Origin of the sequence: Okeania sp. SIO2C9, assembly GCF_010672455.1 — a bacterium.
In the GTDB taxonomy this organism is placed as follows: domain Bacteria; phylum Cyanobacteriota; class Cyanobacteriia; order Cyanobacteriales; family Microcoleaceae; genus Okeania.
This window is the reverse complement of record NZ_JAAHGO010000267.1, coordinates 1-1,187: the sequence shown is the minus strand read 5'-3', so window position 1 is coordinate 1,187 and position 1,187 is coordinate 1. Positions and strand designations below refer to the sequence as shown.

The 1,187-nt window shown below is 38.2% G+C and carries 2 protein-coding genes; one reads left to right on the top strand and one right to left on the bottom strand.

All coding sequences use genetic code 11. The features are described from left to right. Positions 1-443 precede the first annotated feature (443 nt). Positions 444-674, bottom strand: a complete 231-nt coding sequence (locus F6K23_RS40905; protein ID WP_293166986.1) for a transposase — start codon at positions 672-674, stop codon at positions 444-446. A 176-nt stretch (positions 675-850) separates the two neighbouring features. On the opposite strand from F6K23_RS40905, the gene F6K23_RS40900 reads away from it, so the two are divergent. Then, positions 851-1,187 (top strand): recombinase family protein (locus F6K23_RS40900; protein WP_367267985.1); only part of this gene is annotated, 337 nt, incomplete at its 3' end.

The following is a 1,187-nucleotide window of genomic DNA, read 5'->3' as shown; positions in this document are numbered from 1 at the left end:
TTGCAATCAAGGTCATAATCCCAGGATAAATCTTTTTTAACTCATGTATGATTTTTTCGCTCTTGGTATCCATTATCAAGTCAAATACTGATTTTAGGAATGTTTACAGGTTTAGATTTAAAGTAATCAATATTGTCTGATCACATTTCTATTCATCCTACATCATCAGAAACTGAGGCTTTTGTACAATGAGTAAAAAAAGCGCACCGCCCGCTCTCTCGGTTTCCTCACAGTAAGGACGGAGCAAGAACGAAACCCCAGACTATCTACTGCTAGATGTCTTTTAATGCCGTTGGTAGCTTTGTCAAAACAAAACCCTTTAGACTTGATACTGGGATTACAAGTATTTTTTACCGCCTGTGAATCAATGATTATTAAAGTTGCCCATTTGGTTTTTTTTTACCTGAGCAGCGTACAAGAGAGATGCAATACATCTCTAATTTTCAAGGGTTACCCCTGATGCTCGCCATTGCTTGTAATGCCAAAACACTGTTGAATAAGGAGGCAACTATGCAGGGTAAGTCACACCAGTTACAACCATTCTTTAATTGATATAGAATACCATCTAAGATTTCTCTGTTGTTCCATTTTGTTGGACAAGTTTTTTTCTTTTTTGGCAGTAATGGCTCAATCAGAACCCATTCTTTGTCTGTTAAACTGCTTGAGTATGGCATTGACCCTCTTGTTGATGATAATTGGCGATCGCTACTTAATTATAATCTTGGACAGATAAAGATACGATCAGGGGTTGACTAACTATTGATAATTTGCTAATATTTGCTCACATAAGTTCCTATATGTTAATATAGCATTATGGGTTATGTTCCACCCCAGAAAGCCCTAGAAATACTTGGCTTGCATCCTAACACCGACACGCAAATATGCAGATGAAGGCAAAATCGAAATTATCAAAAACGAAGCCGGGCAAAGATTGTATAACACACAATCTTACATCAGGGGTGCAACCAGAGCTTCCCTTATTTGCTACTGCCGAATCTCATTAGCAAAACAAAAAGATGACCTCAATAGACAAGTTGAGTTCATGCAAAACCAGTACCCAGAAGCAGAAGTTATCAAAGACATTGGCAGTGGACTCAACTTCAAACGAAAAGGTCTTAGAGCCATACTGGACAGACTATTGCGAGGAGATCAGCTCACAATTATTGTTACCTGTAGGGACAGACTTA